The sequence below is a fragment of the Sphingomonas hankookensis genome, from assembly GCF_022664465.1.
In the GTDB taxonomy this organism is placed as follows: domain Bacteria; phylum Pseudomonadota; class Alphaproteobacteria; order Sphingomonadales; family Sphingomonadaceae; genus Sphingomonas; species Sphingomonas hankookensis.
The window spans coordinates 109,621-131,879 of sequence record NZ_JAKREV010000003.1; the positions used below are offsets into that span (position 1 = coordinate 109,621).

Consider the following 22,259-nt stretch of genomic DNA (forward strand, 5'->3'; position numbering starts at 1 on the left):
TTGGTTGCTTTTCCCCGACCGGTTAACGCCCGGACCCGCCCGTTCGCTGCATCGATCTTTCGAATTATTGGACGGCGCACGGACCCCGACCCGCCGCTCGCCGGTTATCGATGGCAACGGCCAAGGAAAGGACCCTCATGCTCGAACATGTCCCCGGCTGGCTCGGTGCGCTGTTGCGGAACGTCCGCGCCGGTGCCTCCAAGCTGACGATCGTAGATCCGGCGCTCGGCAGTTTCGACAGCCTCGACCTCGCCAGCCTCGCCTTTGCCGACGGGCAGCGCCTGCCCGACCGCTTCACCGCCGATGGCGAGGGCGTATCTCCGCCGCTCCACTGGCGCGGCGTGCCGTCGGACGCGACGGCGCTGGCGCTGATCGTCGAGGACCCCGACGCACCGTCGACCCAGCCGCTCGTCCACGCGATCCTGTGGGATATCGCCCCGGCCGACGGACAGTTGGCCGAAGGCGCGATCCGCCCCGATGGCGACGGCGACGCGACGCACGGCGATGTCGGCCGCAACAGCTATCTGCGCGAAGGCTGGCTCCCGCCCGATCCGCCGACCGGGCATGGCGAGCATCGCTACGCCTTTCAGCTGTTCGCGCTGAAAGACGCGCCGCATCTCGATCCCAATCCGGGCCGCAGCGCGGTGGTCGAGGCGATGGCCGGCCGCGTGCTGGCCGCCGGGCTGCTCACCGGCGTCTATTCGCGCGGAGAGCCGGCGGAGGTAGGGCCGGTGGGCGAAACCGCGCCAATCTAAAATCCTCCCCGCTCCGCGGGGAGGATTTAGGTGCTCACACCGAAAACCGCTCGCGTAATTCCAGCATCGCCAGCGCGGCCTTCGCCGCCTCGCCGCCCTTGTCCTTCTCGTCGCGTTTGGCGCGGGTCAGCGCCTGCGCCTCGTTCTCGACGGTCAGGATGCCGTTGCCGACCGGCACGCCCTCCAGCGACAGGTTCATGATCCCGCGCGCGCTCTCGTTCGAGACGACCTCGAAATGATAGGTCTCGCCACGGATGATGACGCCCAGCGCGACGAACGCGTCATACGTCTCGGCGGCATCGGCGATCGCGATCGCGCCGGGCACTTCCAGCGCGCCGGGCACGGTCACCGTCTCGTGTTCATGCCCCGCCGCCTCGATCGCCGCCCGCGCGCCGTCGAGCAGCAGGTCGTTCAGATGGTCGTAGAACCGCGCCTCGACGATCAGCACCTTCGCCATGTTCAATTCTCCACGATCGGCCGTTCGCCGACGATCTTCAGCCCATATCCATCCAGCCCGACCAGCGTGTGGTGGGTGTTGGTCAGCAGCACCATGTCCTCGACGCCCAGTTCGTTCAGGATCATCGCGCCGACGCCATAGTCGCGCAATTCCTCCATGTCCGGGATCGCATCGCCGGTGCGCGCGCGGATCGCCAGCGCCAGCGCGTCGGGGCGCGGCTTGCTGATGACCACCACGACGCCCGCCCCTTCCTCGGCGATGATCCGCATCGACTGGCGCAGCAGGCCGCCGCGCTCGCCCCCCTCGCCGAACAGGTCGGCGAACGGCGACAGCGCGTGCATCCGCACCAGCGTCGGCTTGCGCGGATCGATCAGCCCCTTGACCAGCGCGACCTGTTCGCTGCCCGTCGCCTTGTTCCAGAACGACATGGCGCGCCACTCGCCGCCCCATTCGCTCTCGAACACCGTCTCCGCGCGCTTTTCGACCAGATGGTCGTGGCGACGGCGATAGGCGATCAGGTCGCGGATCGTCCCGATCTTCAGGCCATGCAGCTGCGAAAAGCCGACCAGGTCGTCCATCCGCGCCATGGTCCCGTCCTCGTTCATGATCTCGCAGATCACGCCCGAAGGATTGAGTCCGGCCAAGCGCGACACATCGACCGCCGCCTCGGTATGGCCGGCGCGCACCAGCACCCCGCCCTCGCGCGCCACCAGCGGGAAGACATGGCCCGGCGTCACGATCTCCGACGCTTCCTTCGACGCATCGATCGCGACGGCGATCGTCCGCGCGCGATCGGCGGCGGAGATGCCGGTCGTCACCCCCTCGCGCGCCTCGATCGAGACGGTGAAGGCGGTTTCATGCCGCGTGCCGTTGTTGCGCGCCATCAGGTCGAGACCCAGTTGTTCGACCCGCGCCTTGGTCATCGCGAGACAGATCAGGCCGCGCCCGTGCCGCGCCATGAAGTTGACCGCATCGGGCGTCGCCATCTGCGCCGGGATGACCAGATCGCCCTCGTTTTCCCGGTCCTCGTCGTCGACCAGGATGAACATCCGCCCGTTGCGGGCTTCGTCGATGATTTCTTCGGGGGACGAGAGGAAGGCGTGGCGGAGACCCGCCAGTTCAGCGTTGGCCACGGACTTGTTCCATTCGCATCAGATAACGGGCGAGCACGTCGATCTCGATATTGACCGACTGCCCAACGGCCAAGGCCCCCAGCGTCGTGACCGACTGGGTATGGGGGATCAGGTTCACGGTGAAGCGGGTACCATTCGCGTCGTCGGCGACGTCGTTGACGGTCAGCGACACGCCGTCGATCGTCACCGACCCCTTGGTCGCGACGAACGGGCTGAGCGCACGATCGACCGCGAAGGTGACGCGGGTCGAATCCTTGTCGGCCTCGGTCGCGACCACCCGTCCCACGCCGTCGACATGACCGGTGACGATATGCCCGCCCAGCTCGTCGCCCAGCTTCAACGCGCGTTCGAGGTTCAGCCTTTGCCCCTCGCGCCACTGGTCGGCGGTGCGCGACACCGTCTCGCCCGACACGTCGACCGCGAACCAGCCCGGTCCCCCGGGAGCAGATTTGTCGACCACGGTCAGGCACACGCCCGAACAGGCGATCGACGCGCCCATGTCGATAGTCGTCGTGTCATAGGCACAACCGATGCGGACGCGCAGGTCGCCTGCTCCCCCGATCGATTCGATGCGCCCGACGTCGCTGACAATACCCGTAAACACGCTTCGCTCCTTCTCGCGGACCGATCGATACTTCGACCTTTCGTCATCCCCGCGCAGGCGGGGATCCATATACGCTGTCGACGAAGAAAGTGCCGAAACGTCAGCGCCTATGGATTCCCGCCTGCGCGGGAATGACGATCGGTCAGCCTACTCTCCGATCCTCGCGCGCTCGTAGACCTCCAGCCGGTCGCTGCCAAGCATCCGGGCATCGTGCAGCCGCCAGCGGCCATGCGCCGCCGCCAGGTCGGTCAGCCCGATATCGGGCAGCGTCCGGCCATGCCCGATCAGGATCGGCGCGCGGTACAGCAGCAGCCGGTCGACCGCATCGGCGCGCAGGAACGCCGCCGCCGTCGCCGCGCCGCCCTCGACCAGCACATGATCGCCCGGAAGATCGGCCAGCGCCTCGACACCCGGCACCATCGTGAAACCGCTGAGCGCTTCGCAATCGGCCGACAGCACCACCCGCTGCGGACTGCGATCGCCGAGGCCGGGCAGGCGGACGTTGAGCGTCGGGCGGTCGATCTCGGCGGTTCCGCGGCCGACGAGGATCGCTTCGTGGCGGCTGCGTTCCAGATGGCCGTGCGCGCGTGCCTGTGGTCCGGTGATCCACTGGCTCTGCCCATCGGCCCGCGACACCGCGCCGTCGAGCGACAGCGCCAGTTTCAGCGTGACGAACGGACGCCCCAGCGCCCGCCGCGTCAGGAACCCGGCCATGCTGCGCGCCGCATCCTGCGCCCGAACCCCGACGACGACCGCGATCCCCGCCGCCTCGATCCGCGCGGTGCCCTGTCCGTTGGTGCGCGGATCGGGATCGGTCAGGCCGACGACCACCCGCGCCACGCCGCTGTCGGCCAGCAGGTCGGCGCATGCCGGCCCGCGCGGCGACACATGCGCGCACGGTTCCAGCGTGACATAGACCGTCGCGCCCTTCGCCCGCTCCCCCGCCTGCGCCAGCGCCAGCGCCTCGGCATGCGGACGCCCGCCCGACTGGGTCCAGCCCCGCCCGACGACCCGGCCCTCGCGCACAATTACGCACCCGACATTGGGATTGGGCGCCGTCGCCCCCCGCATGCGCTCGGCCAGCGTCAGCGCCGCGCCCATCCAGCGCGCATCGCCGGCGGCATCCACGGCGGACAAGCGGGTCAGATGCCCCAGCTATTCAGCTTGTCGTCGATCTTCTTCCATTCCGCCTGCCGCTTGGCCCGTTCGCGCTCGAACTCGGCCGCCTCGGCGCGTTCCTTGGCCAGATCGATCTGCTGCTGCGCGATGATCTCTTCGTCGCTGCGGTTCGCCGGCCAGCTTTCGAAATAGATGATGTTCGGCTTGTACGCGCGTTCGAAGTACGAATCGTGGACGAACGCCCAGCCGATCACCAGCACGACGCAGATCGACGCCAGCAGGAACCACCATTCATGCTTCTGGCGCGCACGGGCGAACGCCACGAAGTCGCGAATGGCATGGACCGGCGAGAACAGATGGCGGAGCTTCACGCCGCCCAAGATAGGCGCAGGTGGCGGCAACCGCCAGCCCTTGCGCGGTGGCGGGCGTTGCGTCCGTTCCGGAAGAAGAATGGGTTCACGCGGGGGCGCGGAGACGAGCCCCAAACGCCCAAGTCCGTTGGCGAAGGTGAGGAGACGGCGAACGCCCCCTCCGCGTCTCCGCGCCTCCGCGTGAACAAATCCACGCAGGCCGCATCCCAACCGTCACCGGGATACGGCCGACCCGTCAGCTATCCTCCATGTTGAACCGCACGGTCATTTCGCGCCAGCTTTCCACCGCCACTCCGTCGCGGGTCGCCGGACGGAAGCGCCATTTGGATAGCGCCCGGCGCTTGGTCGCGTCGAAGAAGGCGTCGCTGGTCGCGCTGACCTGCTCGACCGCGGCGACGCGGCCGTTGGCGCCAACCAGCACGCGGACCACGACGATGCCGTCGCGCGCCTGATTACGCTCGAACGCCGGATAGTCGGGCTGGAAATCGGCACGATAGCGCGGGTCGATGCTGGCATTGACCAGCACCGGCAGCGGCGTCGCGACGGTTACCGGGCTGCCCGTGCCGGTCGCGCTCGGCGCAGGCGGCAGCGGCATCAGCGGCGGGGCGACGGGGGGCATCGTGTCGGTGCTGGTGATGACCGGCCCCGGCACCGGGATCGGCGCAGGCGGGGTGTAGGGCAGCGGCACCGGCGCGGGATCGGGCATCGCGCGCTCGACCGGCTTCGGTTCGTCGATCGGCGGTGGCGGTGGGTCGATCGGGATGTTGATCGCTTCCATCGGCCCGGACGGATCGATGCGCGTCACCACTGTCGTCGCCGTCACGATCGCCAGCGCCAGCAGGCCGCCGTTGATCGCAATCGCAATGCCGAGCCCAACCGGGTTCAGGCCACGCTGTCCCTGATATGCCATGCCACCGTCCTCTCGATTCGTATCTCCTGCCGTCCAGTCGGCCGACGCGATGAGATACCCTATCGTGGGACGTGTAAAGCTGACGTGCGCGTCAGGCGGTCAGCCGCTCGATCGCCCGCGTCCGCCCGATCAGCGGCAGCAGCGCGGCCATGTCCGGGCCATGGTCCATCCCCGTCAGCGCGCGGCGCAGCGGCAGGAAAAGTGCCTTGCCCTTGCGCCCCGTCTCCGCCTTCAGCGCCCCGGTCAGCTCGGCCCACGGATCGGCCCATGGCAGGTCACCTGCGACCTCTGCCGCGCGAGCCAGGAACGCGCGGTCTTCCTCCGCCACCGGCAGCGTCTCGACCAGCCCGGTCACGACCCGCCACCAGTCGCCAGCATCGCTGACCCGCTCCAGATTGCCGCGTACCGCGTCCCACGCCGCCGCATCCATCCCCGCAGGCAGAACGTCTGCGACCCGCTCGAATGGCAACTGGTGCACGATCCGCGCATTGACCTGCGCCAGCTCGGCCTCGTCGAACCGCGCCGGCGCCCGCCCGAACCGGCCGAAGTCGAACGCCGCGATCAGCGGCGCGGGATCGACCATCGCCTCGACTGGATCGCTCGTCCCCAGCCGTGCCAACAGCGCGACGACCGCCTCCGGCTCGATCCCCTGTTCCCGGAAATGCGCGACGCCCAGCGACCCCAGCCGCTTGGACAGCTTGCCCTCGTTCCCGACCAGCAGCGCCTCATGCGCAAAGGCCGGCGGCGCCGCGCCCATCGCCTGAAACATCTGCATCTGCGTCGCGGTGTTCGAGACGTGATCCTCACCGCGCACGACATGGGTCACGCCCATATCGGCATCATCGATGACCGAGGGCAGCAGGTACAGCCACGACCCGTCGGCACGCCGCACCACCGGATCGGACAGCAGCGCCCCGTCGAACTTCTGCGGCCCGCGGACCATATCGTCCCAGACGATCGGGATGTGATCCAAGTGAAAGCGCCAGTGCGGCCGCCGCCCCTCACCCTCCAGCCCCGCGCGATCCTCGTCGGTCAGCTTCAGCGCCGCCCGATCATAGACCGGCGGCAGCCCCCGCCCGGCCAGAATCTTGCGCCGCAGATCGAGTTCCTCGGGCGTCTCATAGGCCGGATAAATCCGCCCGTTCGCCACCATGTCGGCAAACACCGCCTCATACCGATCGAACCGCGCCGACTGCCGCTCCTCGCCATCGGGCACCAGCCCCAGCCACGCCAGATCGCCCCGGATCGCCTCGACGAACCGCTCCTCGCTGCGGGCGGCATCGGTATCGTCGATCCGCAGCAGGAACCGTCCACCGTGCTTGCGCGCAAACATCCAGTTGTGGAGCGCGGTGCGCAAATTGCCGATATGGAGAAAGCCGGTCGGGCTCGGCGCGAAACGGGTGACGATCATGGGGCAGCCCAATCGCCCATTTGTCGCATCGGCGCAAACGCGGGCGTCACATGGGTTTCACAATTCGTCCGCGCGCTCTATGGCGCACCCCATCTATCCATGGATACGGGCGCACCCATGAAGCTGCTGGCGGGCAATTCCAACCTCCCCTTGTCGACCGCGATCGCGGACTATCTGGAGATTCCGCTGACCAAGGCCAGCGTGCGCCGCTTCGCCGACGAGGAAATCTTCGTCGAGGTGCTGGAAAACGTCCGCGGCGAGGACGTGTTCGTCGTCCAGTCGACCAGCTATCCGGTCAACGACAATCTGATGGAAATGCTGATCATGATCGATGCGCTGAAACGCGCATCGGCGCGGCGCATCACCGCCGTCATCCCCTATTTCGGCTATGCGCGGCAGGACCGGAAGCCCGGCCCCCGCACCCCGATCTCGGCCAAGCTGGTCGCCAACATCATCACCGAAGCCGGCGCCGACCGCGTGCTGTGCGTCGATCTCCACGCCGGGCAGATTCAGGGCTTCTTCGATATCCCGACCGACAATCTCTACGGTGCGCCGGTGATGTCGGAGGATATCAAGACCCGCTTCGGCGAGCATAACCTGATGGTCGTGTCGCCCGACGTCGGCGGCGTGGTCCGCGCGCGCAGCCTCGCCAAGCGGCTCCACAACGCCCCCCTCGCCATCGTCGACAAGCGCCGCGAGCGCGCCGGCGAATCGGAGGTGATGAACATCATCGGCGATGTCGAGGGCCGCTTCTGCGTCCTGATCGACGATATCGTCGATTCGGCGGGCACGCTGTGCAACGCCGCCGCCGCCCTCAAGCAGGCCGGCGCGGTCGGCGTCGTCGCCTATTGCACCCACGGCGTCCTGTCGGGCGGCGCGGTCGCGCGGGTCGAGGCATCGGCGCTCGAAGAACTGGTCATCACCGATTCGATCGGCAACCACGACGTGATCGCCGGCGGCACCAAGATCCGCCACCTGACCATCGCCCCGCTGCTCGCCGAAGCGATCCGCCGCATCGCCGAGGAAGCGTCGGTGTCGAGCCTGTTCGACTGAGTCGGACGGACCCATCCTTTCGTCACCCCGGGCTTGACCCAAGGTCCCGCTTCGACGGCCGACAGGAAGCGGAAGCGCCGTTGCCTGGCGCCTGATCCATCCGACTAAAACCGTCGCCCCAGCGAAGGCTGGGGCCGCAGGCGGCGCCTGCCCCGCGCTACAACCGGGAGATCCCAGCCTTCGCTGGGATGACGTCCGGTTCGATAGGGCTCGGCACCGCCACTCACCGCCCGCCAGCCTGCGCCCCCTCGATCGCCCGCCGCACCGGCTGACGCAGCCCGAGCAGGAACGCCAGTTCGGCGACCACGAACAACGGCCCGACGAACAGACTGGACAGATCGTCGACGAACGCCGGTTTGCGCCCTTCGAAATAATGGCCGACGAACTGCAGCGTCCAGCCGACCACGAAGCTCCCCAGCCCGACCGCCAGCCACGCCCCGGTCGACCAACTTGCCACGACGCTTCCCGCCCAGCTGACGAATGCCAGAAACACCGCCAGCACCGCACCGAACCTCCCATCGATCCGCAGATACCCGACCGCCGCGATCGCCGCGATGATCATCATCGGCGTGACCGCCAGCCCGTCGCCCAGCGGGATCGCCGGTCGCGACAGCAGCACGCCGATGCCGAACAGGATCAGCGGGATGCCGACCATGTGCGTCGCGACATTATGCCCGTTGCGATGATATTCGGCATAGGCCGACAGCTGCCTGACCAGTCGCGACATCGATCCTCTCCAAAACATCCGCTGCCGCCGGGCGAGTCGTCCGTCCGTGTGGGCAGGTTGCGACCGATCCTGTCACGTCCGATCGCTTCCGTCACCTGGGCGCTGCGGCGTGGCGGAGCAGCAGGCCGCCTATCCGCCGCCGGCGCGAAACGTCACCCCGCGCATGCCGTCGGGCATCGGCACGGCCAGCGTCACCACGTCGCCGATCGACAATGGCGCGTCGTCGCCCCGCACAAACTCGATCTGCACCAGCGCCTCGCCACCCGCCGCGATCGTCACGGGTGCTTCGTCCAGCAGCGGGCGCCCGATCGCGTTGCCCGGAAACGGCCTGGTCCGGTCCCACGCCGATGTCGCAGCACGGCCAGCGCCCGCAGCGCCGCTGCGTATCGCGATGCGTACCGGCGTCGGCCCGGCGTCGGCCCGGCGCGATACCGTATCTCGACCGTTTCGTTCTGATCCGACCAGCGCCCGGTAAGGTCGGCCGTGACACCGCCGCCCGACAGGCGTGCCGTGTCATCCGGCAGGCCTTGGGTAGCTGTCAGCGTAACGCCCGGTTCGGCTACGGGCGACAGCCTCCCCCGGCTTGCCTGCGAACAGGCCGGGACGGCAACGATGCTCGCCAACAGCGACCCAATCGCGACCGTCGCCCGGCGGATTACTTCGCCTGCTCTAATGGTGTCGCCGCCGGCACGTCCACGACCTTCAACTGATAGCGTCCGGGCGGCAGTAGCAGCGCGATATCCTCGCCCGGCCGTATCGCCACCCGATCCATCGGCACCGACGCTTCGGTTTCACCGGCCGGCCGTGCCTCGATCACCCGCCAGCCCTTGATGGGACGCAACGCCTTCGGGATCGACACCACACGGTCTCCCGCTGCGACCCGCCACACCGGCCTCCCGCGCATGAACCGCGCCGTTGGATGATCGACGACCAGATCAAACAAACCCGCGGGTTCGTCCGCCGGCAACTGGGCCAGTCGATCCTTCGTACCACCGCCTTGGCACGTCGTCTGCGATACCGTCAGGGGATCGATTCCGGTAAGCGCCTTCAACCGGGTCGCCATCCATTTCTGGCCGTTTGCCAGCGGCACTTCGCTCGCGTGCGAATAGCCGACATGGACCAACAGCTTCGCTCCCGGATGCCCTGCGATATAGTCCGCCAGCTGGCGTGCCTGCGCAGTTTCCCGCCGTGCGATACGCACGTCCCACGACGCCTTGTCGTCCCCGGGCTGGTGCCGTTCTTCGTACGGTATCAGCCGATATCCGAGCGTCTTCGCCTCACGTCCCAGCCGTCCGAACCCGGCTTCGGACAGGTAATACCCGTCTTCGTCCTCGAAAAACGGTTGATCTGGACGCTTCCGATAGGGTGGCAGGAACTGGTTGGGCACCGTCGGGTCGGGGTTGTTGAGCGTTTCCATCGCCAGCGTGTCATACCCCAGCGGACGCAGCGCGCGGGCAACCCGTGCCGCAAATCCGCGATGTTCGGATCGCTCATGGCTCTCGTTGACGATGACGACCGACGTCTGGCGGGCGCGCTGCACGATCGTTTCGATCACATCACCTCCGCCTGCGATGGGCGGACAAGCGATCGGCTTGTAATCGCTGCTGGTGGCGGCGATCAGGTCCTCGCGACCGAACATGCTCAGCGTCTGTCCGACCATCTCGTCGGCCAAGGGGCGCGCCGGATCGATTTCGGCCAGCGATCGCAGCTTGTAATCGTCTTTCGGTATCGGCGCTGCGGCCACCGTCGCCGGCGCGATTAGGGTCACCCGCTCGGCACATCCGGCTGCCGACAGCCAAAGCATCAGGGCAAGCGAAGCATGTCGAGCAGTGCGCATGCCGCAGCCTAGATTGCCCTACTGTCGCGTACCATAGCTGTCTCGCAGCGATGCAGATCGAGTCGGATCAAGCCACCCCGTCCCACACCAGCTTCGCCCCCACCGCGATCATCAGCACATAGATCAGCGTGTAGAACCGCTTCGCCGCGACCCGGCGCACCAGCCATACCCCGGCCATGGTCGACGCGATCGCCACCGGCAGCAGCGTCGCCGACGTCGTCAGGTTCGCGGGGGTGAACTGGCCGAGCGCGAGATAGGCCGGCACCTTCAGCCAGTTGACCGCCCCGAAGAACAGCGCGGTCGTCCCCACCAGCACGTCGCGCGGAAGTTGGCGCGGCAGCACCCACAGCTGGAACGGCGGCTGTCCCGCATGCGCGATCTGGCTGGTAAAGCCCGATGCCACGCCGAACATCGTCCCCACCCAGCCCGGCGACCGGCGCGCAGCGGGCATGCCGTGGCGCTCGGTCCACAACCGCCACGCCCCGAACCCGATCGAGATCGCCCCGACCGCCGCCAGGACGGCCGAAGGTTGCACCGCGCTCGCAAAACCATAGCCGAGCAGGATGCCGCCCCCGGCGCCCGGCAGCATCCACCCGATCACCCGCCAGTCGATCGTCCGCCGGAACGCCCAGATGCCGACGACGTCCTGCACGATCAGGATTGGCAACAGGATCGCGGCGGCGCGCACCGGATCGATCGCCATCGCCAACATCGGCAGCGACAGCGCGCCCATGCCAGAAAAGCCGCCCTTCGCCAGCCCGAGCATCACCACCGCCGGCACCGCCAGCGCGTAGAAGAAAGGGTTTTCGATCACCCGGTCAGCCGTTCCGGTCGTTCAGCGCCTGCGCGATGCGGAACAGCGCCAGCACGCCAACCGCCAGCACCGCGACCAGCGCCAGCACGGCATAGGTCAGCACCTCCAGCCAGCGCGATACCGTGCGCGTCGCCTCGACCTGCCGGGTCATCGCGACGCTGTCCGGCGTCTCGACGCGCGGTGCGCCGGTCGTGAAGGGGGCGGGCGGCGGCGCCTCGGGGTTCCGCGGATCGGCGCGTCGGTCTGCGCCCGTGCCAACTTCCGATCCCGAACGTGGCGATCCGCCGTCGGTCGACATCGTCGCCACCGCGCCGACCATCGCCAGCGTGGCGAAGATCGCCAGCGCCCATGACAACAGCCGTGCCTGCCACCCCTCGGGCGTCATGGATGCTCGACCGGATCGTGGGTCCGGGCGGTCGGCCCGCGAACGCCGGCATTGCCGCGGCGCTTGAGCTCGGCCTTCAAATCCTCTGGTCTAGGCGCCCACAGGAAGCCGAAGCTGACCGTCCCATGCTTGCTCTCCACCGCATGGTGCAGCCGATGGGCGGAAATGATCCGCTTCATATAGGGCGACTTGGGCAGATAACGGTGGTTGAGCCGGCGGTGGACGATGACGTCGTGGAACCCGAAATAGATTGCGCCATAGGCGGCGATGCCCGCACCGATCCAGATCGTGCCCGGCCACCAGCCCCATTGCACCCCGCCCAGCAGCAGCACGATCGACGGCACGGCAAAGATCGCGGCGTACAGGTCGTTCCATTCCCAGTTGCCGTGGCGAGGGCGATGGTGGCTGGCATGCAGGAACCAGCCCGGCCCGTGCATCAGCCAGCGATGCGCGACATAGGCGAACCCTTCCATGAAGATCACGGTCGCGACGAAGATCAGGAGTCCGATGGCCCAGTGCATCGCGGCGATATAGCGAAGCGGTCCAGCGATTGCGACGACTTCGATAGTAAAGCATTTGCGACGCAATCGCATTAACGCGCTTTCGGGCTGGATTCGCCGGCGCGCATGTGCTTTACGCGCGGCAACTTCGCAAACTTGCGTACAACCACCCGAGAGGCGGAAAGCGAATCCCATGAACATTCACGAATATCAGGCCAAGGAACTGCTCGCGAAGTTCGGCGTGCCCGTTCCGGCCGGCTTCTCGGCGATGACCGTCGACGAAGCGGTCGAAGCCTCGTCGAAGCTGCCCGGACCGCTCTACGTCGTGAAGGCGCAGATCCACGCCGGCGGCCGCGGCAAGGGCAAGTTCAAGGAACTCGGCCCCGATGCCAAGGGCGGCGTCCGCCTTGCCAAGACCGCCGACGAAGTCCGCGCGGCGGCGACCGACATGCTCGGCAACACGCTGGTCACCATCCAGACCGGTGACGCGGGCAAGCAGGTCAACCGCCTGTACGTGACCGACGGCGTCGACATCGCGAAGGAATTCTACCTCGCGCTGCTCGTCAACCGCGCGACCGGCCGCGTTTCGATGGTCGCCTCGACCGAAGGCGGCATGGATATCGAAACCGTGGCGCACGATACGCCCGAGAAGATCCATTCGATCGACATCGATCCGGCCACCGGCTTCCAGGGCCATCACGGCCGCGCCGTCGCCGCCGCGCTCGAACTGAGCGGCGACCTCGCCAAGCAGGCCGCCAGCGTCGCGTCGAAGCTGTACGACGCGTTCCTCGGCACCGATGCCGAGCAGATCGAGATCAATCCGCTCGCCGTCACCGACGATGGCAAGCTGGTCGTGCTCGACGCCAAGGTGGGCTTCGACGGCAACGCGATGTTCCGTCACAAGGACCTGATGGAACTGCGCGACACCACCGAAGAAGATGCGATGGAGCTGGAGGCGTCGAAGTACGACCTCGCCTATATCAAGCTCGACGGCGATATCGGCTGCATGGTCAACGGTGCTGGCCTTGCCATGGCGACGATGGACATCATCAAGCTGAACGGCATGTTCCCGGCCAACTTCCTCGACGTCGGCGGCGGCGCGAACAAGGAAAAGGTCACCGCGGCGTTCAAGATCATCCTCGCCGATCCGGCGGTGAAGGGCATCCTCGTAAACATTTTCGGCGGCATCATGAAGTGCGACATCATCGCGGAGGGCATCGTCGCCGCCGCGAAGGAAGTGAACCTGTCGGTGCCGCTGGTCGTCCGACTGGAAGGGACCAACGTGCAGGCCGGCAAGGACATCCTCGCCAATTCGGGTCTGGCGATCGTTCCGGCCAACGACCTGGGCGATGCCGCCAAGAAGATCGTCGCGGAAGTGCAGAAGGCGGCCTGATCGCCCTTTGCCTGCGACGAAGACGAGGGTCCGGACGGAAACGTCCGGGCCCTTTTTCGTTGGGGTCGCAAGGCGATTCGCGCTAGGGTCGCCGCCTGCCGCTACGGCCTCCCGGCGTTTCCATACCGGACTTGCGAAAACCACGCAGAACCGCCACAGAAACCCGCGATGCTACCGCGTAAGACGTTTTGAGAGGGAGTGCCCATGAAGGTGCTGGTGCCGGTCAAGCGTGTGCTTGATTACAATGTGAAGCCCCGCGTGAAGGCGGACGGGTCGGGTGTCGACCTGGCCAACGTCAAGATGAGCATGAATCCGTTCGACGAGATCGCGGTCGAGGAAGCGATCCGCCTGAAGGAAAAGGGCGTAGCAACCGAAATCGTCGTCGTTTCGATCGGCGAACAGAAGGCTCAGGACACGCTGCGCACTGCGCTGGCGATGGGTGCCGACCGCGCGATCCTGATCACCAGCGAGACAAAGGTCGAGCCACTGGGCGTTGCCAAGCTGCTGAAGGCGGTAGTTGACGAGGAACAGCCGCAGCTGGTGATCCTTGGCAAGCAGGCGATCGACGACGACAACAACCAGACCGGCCAGATGCTGGCCGCGCTGACCGGCTATGCACAGGGCACGTTCGCCAGCAAGGTCGAGGTCGCTGGCGACAAGGTCAACGTGACCCGCGAAGTCGATGGCGGGCTGGAGACGGTTGCGCTCACTTTGCCGGCGATCGTCACCACCGATCTCCGTCTCAACGAGCCGCGCTATGCGTCGCTGCCCAACATCATGAAGGCGAAGTCGAAGCCGCTCACCGCCAAGACCACGGCCGATTTTGGGGTGGATGTCTCCCCGCGCCTGACGACGGTCAAGGTCGAGGAACCGGCCAAGCGGCAGGCGGGCGTGAAGGTCGCCGATGTCGACGAACTGGTCGGCAAGCTCAAGACGCTGGGAGTGGTCGCATGAAGACGCTGGTTTGGGTCGAACATGACGGGCAGTCGGTCAAGGACGCGACCTTTGCCGCCGTCACCGCCGCCGCCAAGCTGGGCGAGGTCGAACTGCTGGTCGCGGGCCAGGGCGTCGATGGCGTAGCGCAGGCCGCTGCGCAGATCGCCGGCGTGGCCAAGGTGCTGGTCGCCGACGATGCGGCGTTCGCACATAATCTGGCCGAAAATGTCGCGCCGCTGGTCGTCGAACTGATGGGCAGCCACGACGCGTTCCTCGCCGCCGCGACCACGACGGCCAAAAACATCGCGCCGCGCGTAGCCGCGCTACTCGATGTCATGCAGATCAGCGAGATCCTGTCGGTCGAGGGGCCGGACAGCTTCACGCGGCCGATCTATGCCGGCAACGCGATCGCCACGGTCAAGACCAGCGATCCCAAGCTGGTGCTGACGGTGCGCGGCACCGCGTTCGACAAGGCGGAAGCGACCGGTGGATCGGCAGCGGTCGAGGCGGTGACGTCGACCGGCGACAAGGGCGTGTCGAGCTTCGTCGGCGCCGAGATCGCGGCATCGGAACGCCCCGAGCTGACCAGTGCGAAGATCATCGTGTCGGGTGGTCGCGCGCTGGGATCGGAAGAGCAGTTCCACGCGCTGATCGACCCGCTGGCCGACAAGCTGAACGCCGCGGTCGGCGCATCGCGCGCGGCGGTCGATGCCGGCTATGCGCCCAACGATTACCAAGTCGGGCAGACCGGCAAGATCGTCGCCCCGGAAGTCTATATCGCGGTCGGCATTTCCGGCGCGATCCAGCATCTGGCGGGGATGAAGGACAGCAAGGTCATCGTCGCGATCAACAAGGACGAGGATGCGCCGATCTTCCAGGTCGCCGATGTCGGGCTGGTCGGTGACCTGTTCACAGTGGTGCCGGACTTGACCGCCAAGCTTTGAGGCGCGCAGCGTAGCTGCGAGCCGGTGCGCAAGGGGCAAAGCCCCAGCGCACAAGGCGACGGCCGGCCAGCGTCGCCATAGCGACGACCGACGACGCGGGATTTACTCCCGCGTCGGCTCCCCGGCGAAACCTATGCGATCGCCGCTCCCGGCTTGACCCAGGGTCCCGCTTCTTTCCGACTGTCGGAACAGCCGCAACCACATCGGTCTGACCTGCGGTGATCAACGGGAGCGGTCCAATGCATTTCGGCGGAACGAGATGCCTTTGTTGCCAGTCGTCACGCAAGCGCGGTCCGTAGCCGCATAGGTCGTTCTGTCGTTACCGAGGCCTCTGCCTGCGAAGGGTGCGCGTTAGTGCCGATCGGCCCCAGCGTCATCCCAGCGAAGTATCTCTCGGTGGTGGCACGGAACTAGAGCCTCTTGAGGCTCCAGCCTTCACCGGGACAACCTCCAGATTGTAGCTGGATAGGTTCGCATAAACCTTCGAAACCGCTCCCAACTGGACCCCGACCTTCGCCGGATACGGTAACGGAAAGGTTCGGAAGCCCGCCTACTTCCCCGCCACCGGCAACGGCACCGCCGGATCGAGCGGGATCGCCACCCGCTTTGCGCGCTCCCGTTTCGACGGACCGCCTTTCACCCCGCGGAAAATGTCACCGACCAGCTTGCCGACATCCTTATATTCCCCCGGCTCTTCGCAGCAGCTGCCCGGATCGATCAGCTTGCCGACCGCACGGACGAGGAAGGTACCACCACCGAAGATGTCGACGCCGGTCGTACACCCTTGCGACAAGGTCGCACACGGGCTGACCGCCGCTGCCGCTGCCCCACTGCCATCGGCATAAGGGTTCGACGCGAGCGGCCGGTCGGGCGGGGTCCGCTCCGCTGGCAGGGGAATGCGCGGGTCGCGTGTGCCGGTGCCGCAGACGAGGATGTCGTCGTCCTGCGAATTGCGCCGTCGCGAGGCGCACGGGTCGACCAGGATCGAGATGCGCTCGGGCGGGGTCGCCGCCGCCGGGGTGGCCTGTCCGGCAAGCAACAGCAACATGGCGTACATCGGCACGTCTCCCATATCCTTCGCGCATGGCCCGATGCCAGCCGTAGCACTTGTCGCCACGCGTGACGACGCGGTAGCGTGCGGCCATGCTGCTGCCGCTCCTGCTCCTCGCCGCCCAGGCTCCTGCCCCCACCCCACAGGACCGTGCGCGCGCCGAACGCGTGCTGCAACGCGCGCCGATCATCGACGGGCATAACGACCTGCCTTGGGGCATCCGCGAGCATCATCATGCCGCAGTCGAATCGGTCGACCTGACCGCCGATACCAGCCGGATCGACCCGCCGCTTCAGACCGACCTGCCGCGACTGGCGCGGGGTCAGGTCGGCGGGCAATTCTGGTCGGTATGGATTCCGGCGACGACGACCGGTCCGGCGGCGGTGGAAACCACGATCGAGCAGATCGACATCGTCCGCCGGATGATCGCCGCCAATCCGACGCGGATGGCACTGGCGCGCGACGCCGCCGACATGGCCAAAATCGCGAAAAGCGGACGGATCGCTTCGTTGATCGGGGTCGAGGGCGGGCACCAGATCGACGGGCGGCTGTCGGTGCTGCGCCAATATTACAACCTCGGCGTGCGCTACATGACGCTGACCCATACCAAGAGCGTCGGCTGGGCCGATGCGTCGACCGATACCCCCCAGGCCAACGGGCTGACGGCGTTCGGACGGCAGGTGGTGCAGGAAATGAACCGGCTGGGGATGCTGATCGACGTGTCGCATGTGTCCGACGCGACGATGGCGGCGGCGCTGGCGGCGTCGAAGGCGCCGGTGATCGCGTCGCATTCCAACGCCCGCGCGCTGGCCGACCGGCCGCGCAACGTCCCCGACGACCTGCTGCGTGCAATCGGGGCGAAGGGCGGCGTGGTGATGGTCAACGCCTATCCCGCGTTCCTGTCGAGCGAGTGGAATGCATGGGACAATCGCCGGGGTGCGTTCGCCAAGGCGCAGGGGCTGCCGGGCAATCTCTATGGTGCACAGGCGCCGGCCGCGATGAAGGCATGGGACGCGGCCAACCCTGCGCCACGGGTGACGGCCGCGACGATGGCCGACCATGTCGAGCATATCGCGAAGCTCGCCGGGCGCGCTTCGGTCGGGATCGGCGGCGACTATGACGGCATTTCGGGCACCGGGCCGGAGGGCATGGGCGGGGTCGACGGCTATCCGCTGCTGTTCGCCGAACTGGCGCGGCGCGGGTGGAGCGATGCCGATCTGACGGCGCTCGCGCAGGGCAATGTGCTGCGCGTGCTGGGACAGGCCGAGGCGGTAGCGAAATCGATGGCAGGCCAGCGCCCGGTCGACGCTACCTATCCCTGACCGGCGCTAGTCGCAGCAACACCGCACCGAGCAGCGCCGACAGCAGTGATCCGGCCAGCACCCCGATCTTAACCTGATCGATCGCGGCGGCATCGTCGGCAAAGGCGAGGCCGCCGATGAACAGGCTCATGGTGAAGCCGATGCCCGCCAGCGCGGCGACGCCCCAGAGTTGCATCCAGTTCGCGTCGCCCGGACGGCAGGACAGCTCACTGCGCACCGCCAGCCAGATCGCGCCGAGTACGCCGATCTGCTTGCCGGCGAACAGCCCGACCGCGACTGCCAGCGGCAGCGGCGCCCACAGGATCGACAGCGGCACGCCGGTGATGGCGACCCCGGCGTTGACGAAACCGAACAGCGGCACGACGCCGAACGCGACCCAGGGATGGATCGCATGCTCCAGCCGGTGGAGCGGCGAATCGACCGCCTCGGGCGCGCCGGGGGTCGGCTTCACCGGGATCGCCATCGCCACAGCGACGCCCGCGACGGTCGCATGGATGCCCGACAGAAACACGAAATACCATAGCGGCACGGCGAGGATCAGATAGGGCGCCAACCGTATCACGCCGCTGCGATTGAGCGCGACGAGCATCGCCAGCACCATCGCGGCCCCCGCCAACGCGGGAAGGTTCAGGTCGCTGGTATAGCCAAGCGCGATGATCGCTACTGCGCCCATGTCATCGACGATCGCCAGCGTGGTGAGGAACAGCTTCAACGCCGCCGGCACCCGCTTGCCCAGCAGCGCCATGACGCCCACGGCAAAGGCGATGTCGGTCGCCGCGGGGATCGCCCAGCCACGCGCGATCCCGGGCGTCGCTCGCGCGACCAGGAGGTAGAGTATCGCCGGCATCGCCATCCCGGCGAAGGCCGCGATCACCGGCAGCCGGCGCTGCTCCCATGTCGCCAGCCGCCCGTCGACCAGCTCGCGCTTGATCTCCAGTCCGACCAACAGGAAGAACAACGCCATCGCCGCGTCGTTGACCCACAGGTGCAGCGTCATTGCCCCGTGGCGTTCACTGAGGACCGGTCCCGTCACGATATGCAGCGCGTGGAAATAGGTCGTGGCGGTGCCCGGCAAGTTGGCAAGCAGCAATGCGGCGGCCGACGCCAGCATCAGGACGATACCGCCCGAAGCCTCGCCGTGGAGGAAGGTGCGGAGCATGGAGCGAGGGCGGGTCATGGCCCCGCCTACCAGCTCCCCCCCGGCAGGGGGAGGGGGACGTAGCGGCGATCAGCGACCTGCCGGGGGCAGGTCGCAGCCGCGAAGTTGGCTTGCGAAGCAAGCCGGGAGCGAGGCTGGTGGAGGGGGCTATCCTCCCCACCGCCGTTGCGTTGTGCGGCCCCCCCCTCCACCATGCTGCGCATGGTCCCCCTCCCCGTGCCGGGGAGGATTTAGGGCTTAGTCGCGCAGCAGATCGTTGATGCTGGTCTTCGAGCGGGTCTGGGCGTCGACGCGCTTGACGATCACCGCGCAGTACAGCGCGGGCTTGCCGTCGCCACCACCAATCGATCCGGGCACGACGACCGCATAGGGCGGCACTTCGCCACGGAAGACTTCGCCGGTCGCGCGGTCGATAATCTTGGTCGAGGCACCCAGATACACGCCCATCGAAAGGACGGCGCCCTCGCCGACTCGCACGCCTTCGGCAACTTCTGCACGCGCGCCGATGAAGGCGCCGTCGCCGATGATGACCGGATCGGCCTGGAGCGGTTCGAGCACGCCGCCGATGCCGGCGCCGCCCGAAAGGTGGACGTTCCGGCCGATCTGCGCGCAGCTGCCGACCGTCGCCCAGGTGTCGACCATCGTGCCTTCACCGACATAGGCGCCGATGTTGACGAAGCTCGGCATCAGGATCGCGCCCTTGCCGACAAAGGCGCCACGGCGGACGATGCTGCCCGGCACCGCGCGGAAGCCGGCCTCGCGGAAGCGGTGTTCGCCCCAGCCGGTGAACTTGCTCGGCACCTTGTCGAACCAGTTGGTGCCGCCGGGGCCATCCATGACCTGATTGTCGTTCAGGCGGAACGACAGCAGCACCGCCTTTTTCAGCCACTGGTTGACCTGCCAGCCGTCACCGACCGGTTCGGCCACCCGCGCCTCGCCCGAATCGAGCAGTGCCAGCGCGGCGTCGACCGCCTCGCGGACCTCGCCCTGCGTGTGGACGGTCAGGTCGGCACGGTTGTCCCAGGCAGCGTCGATCTGGGCGGCAAGGTCGGTCATGATTCCTCCACGAAGCGTAGCCACGCGACGATATCGTGCGTGGTGTAATCGATATGGTCGCGCGGCACGGGCGGCCCCTGTTCGGATCCGTTGTCGACCCAGACGGTGGTCATCCCCACCGCTTTCGCAGGCACGAGGTTGCGCGCCATATCCTCGGCGAACAGCGCGGTCGTCGGCTCGATTTCCCACGCCTCGCACAGCCCGGCATAGGCGCTGACATGCGGCTTGGGACGATAGGCGGTGGCATGGATGTCGTGGATGCCGGCGAAGCTGTCCGACAGGTCCAGCCGCTCCAGCACGCGCGTGGCATAGGGCACGTCGCCATTGGTGAAGACCAGCTTGCGCCCGGGCAGTCCGGCGAGCAGCCGCGGCAGATCGGGATCGGGCACCAACGGCGACAGGTCGATATCATGTACGAAATCGAGGAAATGGTGCGGATCGACCGCCTGTTCGGCCATCAACCCCGACAGCGACGTGCCGTGATTGTGGAAATGCATCTTCTGCACCCGATGCGCCTCGTCGATGTCGCAGTCGAGCAGGGTGCAGATATATTGCCCCATCCGCGCCTCGATCTCGGCGAACAGGTTGGACGACGCCGGGTAGAGCGTGTTGTCCAGATCGAAGATCCAGTCGCGGACATGGGATAGCGCGGGCAGCATCGGGTGCGGGCTGTAGGCGGTGCGCCGGACGGGAGCAAGGTCCTCCCCGGTACGGGAAGGTGGCAGCACGCAGCGTTGACGGAGGGGGGTGGCGATACAACGCAACCGTTGTGGATGCCGACACCCCCCTCCACCATGCTGCGCATGGTCCCCTCCCCGTGCCAGGGAGGATTTTACGCGGCCTCCGTCCCTTCGATCCAGCCGCCGCCAAGCACGCGGTCGCCGGCGTAGAGCACCGCCGCCTGTCCCGGCGCGACGCCATATTCGGGGGCGTCGAACAGCAGTTGTTCGCCCGCCAGCCGCGCGGGCACCGGCTTGGCCATCGATCGCACCTTGGCGGTCAGCGGGCCGACATGATCGCCACCGATCCAGTTGATGTCCGACAGCCGCGCCGCGCCGACCGCCAGCGCGCTGCGGGGCCCCACCACCAGCCGCTTCGTCGCCGGTTCCAGCCGCACGACATAGAGCGGTTCTGAAAGGCCGCCGATCTCCAGCCCGCGGCGCTGCCCGACGGTATAGCCGACCAGCCCGCCATGCCGCCCCAATACCCGCCCTTCGAGGTCGACGATCTCGCCACCTTCCTTCGCCTCGGGGCGCAGCTTGCGGACCAGACCGGCATAATCGCCGTCGGGGACGAAGCAGATGTCCTGGCTGTCGGGCTTGCCCGCGACGCCGAGGCCGAGTTCGCCGGCAATCTCGCGTACCCGCGCCTTGGGCATGGCGCCGAGCGGAAAGCGCAGGAAATCGAGCTGGTCCTGGGTGGTCGCGAACAGGAAATAGCTCTGGTCGCGCGCCGGATCAACCGCGCGGTGCAGCTCGGCGCCGTTCGGGCCCATCACCCGACGGATATAATGGCCGGTCGCGAGGCAGTCGGCGCCGAGGTCGCGCGCCAGCGCGAAGAGATCGGTGAATTTGGGGCCCATGTTGCACTTTACGCACGGGATCGGCGTGCGCCCGGCCAGATAGGCATCGGCGAAATCGTCGATCACCGTTTCGCGGAAGCTGCTTTCGTGGTCGAACACGTAATGCGCGATGCCGAGGCGATCGCACACCGCGCGGGCATCGCGAATGTCGCGCCCGGCACAGCAGGATCCCGCGCGCCCCACAGCAGTACCATGGTCGTAGAGCTGCAGCGTGACGCCGATCGTCTCCGCCCCCGTCGCATGGGCAAGCGCCGCCACCACCGAACTGTCGACCCCGCCCGACATCGCCACGACGATGCGACGCGCGGAAACGGGGGAATCGAGCTGGAAATCACCAAGGTCCATGGTGTGCCAGATAGGCGTTTTGCGGGTCGGTTGCAAAAATACGCCACCATTTACCGGACCTTCAACACTCTCCTCCATACCCGACCCACGACATCCACCTGGAAAGACGCCTTGGACCTGAGTTTCGCCCGTTTCGATCGTGGCACCACGATCACCCCCCTGCCGACGGAGCTGGCCGTGTTGCTGGCTGCGGCGACCGGGCGGCAGGCGGCGACGCCGACGGCGCGACTGCAGACCCGGCTGGTTTGGAAACGCGCTCCGGTGTCGTTGCTGAACCCGACCGACGGGGCGTTCAACGGGTGGACGGCGGCACTCCTGCGGGCGTGCATCGTGCCGGAATACCGGTCCACCGCGAACCCTTGGTGGGAGGCCGACGAATGAAGACCATGTTTACC

General features: G+C 67.3%; 25 protein-coding genes. 7 read left to right on the forward strand and 18 right to left on the reverse strand.

All coding sequences use genetic code 11. The features are described from left to right. The first annotated feature begins 137 nt into the window (after nt 1-137). The gene (locus tag MF610_RS09875) at nt 138-755 is read left to right on the forward strand and encodes a YbhB/YbcL family Raf kinase inhibitor-like protein (protein ID WP_242195669.1); all 618 of its coding nucleotides are present in this window, start codon (nt 138-140) and stop codon (nt 753-755) included. Between the two features lie 34 nt (nt 756-789). Here MF610_RS09875 and ribH read toward each other — a convergent pair whose 3' ends face one another. The 7 genes from ribH to gltX form a co-directional block, all read right to left on the reverse strand. After that, nucleotides 790-1,212: a 6,7-dimethyl-8-ribityllumazine synthase gene (gene ribH, locus MF610_RS09880; RefSeq protein ID WP_242195672.1), complete on the reverse strand. Its 423-nt coding sequence runs from the start codon at nt 1,210-1,212 to the stop codon at nt 790-792. 2 nt (nt 1,213-1,214) lie between these two features. Beyond that, the gene (ribB, locus tag MF610_RS09885; protein WP_242195677.1) at nt 1,215-2,345 is read right to left on the reverse strand and encodes a 3,4-dihydroxy-2-butanone-4-phosphate synthase; all 1,131 of its coding nucleotides are present in this window, start codon (nt 2,343-2,345) and stop codon (nt 1,215-1,217) included. Then, complete coding sequence (locus tag MF610_RS09890; RefSeq protein ID WP_242195681.1) at nt 2,332-2,949, reverse strand: riboflavin synthase; 618 nt, start codon at nt 2,947-2,949, stop codon at nt 2,332-2,334. Before MF610_RS09890 ends, ribB begins: the two co-directional genes overlap by 14 nt. 147 nt (nt 2,950-3,096) lie before the next feature. Continuing rightward, on the reverse strand, nt 3,097-4,050 hold the full coding sequence (ribD, locus tag MF610_RS09895) for a bifunctional diaminohydroxyphosphoribosylaminopyrimidine deaminase/5-amino-6-(5-phosphoribosylamino)uracil reductase RibD (RefSeq protein WP_242196532.1): 954 nt from the start codon (nt 4,048-4,050) through the stop codon (nt 3,097-3,099). Nucleotides 4,051-4,091: 41 nt separating this feature from the next. Next, nucleotides 4,092-4,439, reverse strand: coding sequence for a hypothetical protein (locus MF610_RS09900; protein WP_242195684.1), 348 nt, complete (start codon nt 4,437-4,439; stop codon nt 4,092-4,094). A 235-nt stretch (nt 4,440-4,674) separates the two neighbouring features. Next, nucleotides 4,675-5,349 (reverse strand): energy transducer TonB, encoded by a 675-nt coding sequence (locus tag MF610_RS09905; RefSeq protein WP_242195686.1) that lies wholly within the window; start codon nt 5,347-5,349, stop codon nt 4,675-4,677. 91 nt (nt 5,350-5,440) lie between these two features. Next, on the reverse strand, nt 5,441-6,760 hold the full coding sequence (gene gltX, locus MF610_RS09910; RefSeq protein WP_242195689.1) for a glutamate--tRNA ligase: 1,320 nt from the start codon (nt 6,758-6,760) through the stop codon (nt 5,441-5,443). 117 nt (nt 6,761-6,877) lie between these two features. Here gltX and MF610_RS09915 point away from each other — a divergent pair, with 117 nt between their 5' ends. Continuing rightward, nucleotides 6,878-7,813: a ribose-phosphate pyrophosphokinase gene (locus tag MF610_RS09915; protein ID WP_242195692.1), complete on the forward strand. Its 936-nt coding sequence runs from the start codon at nt 6,878-6,880 to the stop codon at nt 7,811-7,813. 223 nt (nt 7,814-8,036) lie between these two features. Here the strand turns inward: MF610_RS09915 and MF610_RS09920 are convergent, their stop codons facing one another. The 6 genes from MF610_RS09920 to MF610_RS09945 all read right to left on the reverse strand — a co-directional run bounded on the left by MF610_RS09920 (nt 8,037) and on the right by MF610_RS09945 (nt 12,097). Further along, nucleotides 8,037-8,540 carry an Mpo1 family 2-hydroxy fatty acid dioxygenase gene (locus MF610_RS09920; RefSeq protein WP_242195695.1) on the reverse strand — a complete coding sequence of 168 codons (504 nt, stop codon included), beginning with the start codon at nt 8,538-8,540 and terminating at the stop codon, nt 8,037-8,039. A gap of 129 nt (nt 8,541-8,669) precedes the next feature. Further along, nucleotides 8,670-8,819 (reverse strand): hypothetical protein, encoded by a 150-nt coding sequence (locus MF610_RS09925; RefSeq protein ID WP_242195702.1) that lies wholly within the window; start codon nt 8,817-8,819, stop codon nt 8,670-8,672. Nucleotides 8,820-9,195: 376 nt separating this feature from the next. Then, nucleotides 9,196-10,308, reverse strand: a complete 1,113-nt coding sequence (locus MF610_RS09930; protein WP_242195705.1) for a hypothetical protein — start codon at nt 10,306-10,308, stop codon at nt 9,196-9,198. A 136-nt stretch (nt 10,309-10,444) separates the two neighbouring features. Next, entirely contained in the window at nt 10,445-11,143 is a 699-nt protein-coding gene (locus tag MF610_RS09935; protein ID WP_277924049.1) for a sulfite exporter TauE/SafE family protein, read from the reverse strand. A gap of 52 nt (nt 11,144-11,195) precedes the next feature. After that, nucleotides 11,196-11,576, reverse strand: a complete 381-nt coding sequence (locus MF610_RS09940; protein WP_242195711.1) for a hypothetical protein — start codon at nt 11,574-11,576, stop codon at nt 11,196-11,198. Beyond that, nucleotides 11,573-12,097 (reverse strand): sterol desaturase family protein, encoded by a 525-nt coding sequence (locus tag MF610_RS09945; protein ID WP_242195714.1) that lies wholly within the window; start codon nt 12,095-12,097, stop codon nt 11,573-11,575. The genes MF610_RS09940 and MF610_RS09945 overlap by 4 nt, the downstream gene beginning before the upstream one ends. Nucleotides 12,098-12,269: 172 nt before the next feature. On the opposite strand from MF610_RS09945, the gene sucC reads away from it, so the two are divergent. From sucC to MF610_RS09960, 3 genes are all read left to right on the forward strand, one after another. Further along, complete coding sequence (sucC, locus tag MF610_RS09950; RefSeq protein ID WP_242195718.1) at nt 12,270-13,469, forward strand: ADP-forming succinate--CoA ligase subunit beta; 1,200 nt, start codon at nt 12,270-12,272, stop codon at nt 13,467-13,469. Nucleotides 13,470-13,673: 204 nt separating this feature from the next. Next, the gene (locus MF610_RS09955) at nt 13,674-14,423 is read left to right on the forward strand and encodes an electron transfer flavoprotein subunit beta/FixA family protein (RefSeq protein ID WP_242195721.1); all 750 of its coding nucleotides are present in this window, start codon (nt 13,674-13,676) and stop codon (nt 14,421-14,423) included. After that, a complete protein-coding gene (locus MF610_RS09960) occupies nt 14,420-15,349 on the forward strand; it encodes an electron transfer flavoprotein subunit alpha/FixB family protein (RefSeq protein ID WP_242195723.1) in 930 nt (309 codons plus the stop codon). The genes MF610_RS09955 and MF610_RS09960 overlap by 4 nt, the downstream gene beginning before the upstream one ends. Before the next feature lie 550 nt (nt 15,350-15,899). Here MF610_RS09960 and MF610_RS09965 read toward each other — a convergent pair. Beyond that, nucleotides 15,900-16,406, reverse strand: coding sequence for a hypothetical protein (locus tag MF610_RS09965; RefSeq protein WP_242195728.1), 507 nt, complete (start codon nt 16,404-16,406; stop codon nt 15,900-15,902). A gap of 86 nt (nt 16,407-16,492) precedes the next feature. On the opposite strand from MF610_RS09965, the gene MF610_RS09970 reads away from it, so the two are divergent. Beyond that, nucleotides 16,493-17,722 carry a dipeptidase gene (locus tag MF610_RS09970; RefSeq protein ID WP_242195731.1) on the forward strand — a complete coding sequence of 410 codons (1,230 nt, stop codon included), beginning with the start codon at nt 16,493-16,495 and terminating at the stop codon, nt 17,720-17,722. Here MF610_RS09970 and nhaA read toward each other — a convergent pair. The 4 genes from nhaA to mnmA all read right to left on the reverse strand — a co-directional run bounded on the left by nhaA (nt 17,709) and on the right by mnmA (nt 21,864). Next, a complete protein-coding gene (nhaA, locus tag MF610_RS09975; protein WP_242195735.1) occupies nt 17,709-18,899 on the reverse strand; it encodes a Na+/H+ antiporter NhaA in 1,191 nt (396 codons plus the stop codon). The genes MF610_RS09970 and nhaA overlap by 14 nt on opposite strands. Nucleotides 18,900-19,118: 219 nt before the next feature. Next, nucleotides 19,119-19,937: a 2,3,4,5-tetrahydropyridine-2,6-dicarboxylate N-succinyltransferase gene (dapD, locus tag MF610_RS09980; RefSeq protein WP_242195738.1), complete on the reverse strand. Its 819-nt coding sequence runs from the start codon at nt 19,935-19,937 to the stop codon at nt 19,119-19,121. Then, entirely contained in the window at nt 19,934-20,596 is a 663-nt protein-coding gene (locus MF610_RS09985) for a pyrimidine 5'-nucleotidase (protein ID WP_242196535.1), read from the reverse strand. The genes dapD and MF610_RS09985 overlap by 4 nt, the downstream gene beginning before the upstream one ends. Nucleotides 20,597-20,769: 173 nt before the next feature. Beyond that, nucleotides 20,770-21,864: a tRNA 2-thiouridine(34) synthase MnmA gene (mnmA, locus tag MF610_RS09990; RefSeq protein ID WP_242195741.1), complete on the reverse strand. Its 1,095-nt coding sequence runs from the start codon at nt 21,862-21,864 to the stop codon at nt 20,770-20,772. A 111-nt stretch (nt 21,865-21,975) separates the two neighbouring features. Here mnmA and MF610_RS09995 point away from each other — a divergent pair, with 111 nt between their 5' ends. Beyond that, nucleotides 21,976-22,245, forward strand: coding sequence for a hypothetical protein (locus tag MF610_RS09995; RefSeq protein ID WP_242195744.1), 270 nt, complete (start codon nt 21,976-21,978; stop codon nt 22,243-22,245). Nucleotides 22,246-22,259 lie beyond the last annotated feature (14 nt).